Raw genomic sequence first — 232 nt, 5'->3', positions numbered from 1 at the left:
TCAACGCTTATTGGTGCGGACCTCCATCTGGTGTTACCCAGACTTCATCCTGGCCAAGGGTAGATCACTTGGTTTCGCGTCTACCGCATCCGACTCGACGCCCTCTTCAGACTCGCTTTCGCTTCGGATCCGGGTCTCATGACCCTTAACCTCGCCGGACACGGTAACTCGTAGGTTCATTATGCAAAAGGCACGCTGTCACTCCTTACGGAGCTCCAACCGCTTGTAGGCG

The 232-nt window shown here is 55.6% G+C and carries 1 rRNA gene; it reads right to left on the bottom strand.

Features of this window, described 5'->3' with window-relative positions:
* Positions 1 to 232, bottom strand: a 23S ribosomal RNA gene (locus tag I6E11_RS15580); the annotation flags it as partial.

It is taken from the genome of Bacteroides caecigallinarum, from assembly GCF_021531075.1.
Classification (GTDB): Bacteria; Bacteroidota; Bacteroidia; order Bacteroidales; family Bacteroidaceae; genus Phocaeicola; species Phocaeicola caecigallinarum_B.
Note: the sequence above shows the minus strand (reverse complement) of the source record. Positions and strands in the feature narration are given on the sequence as shown.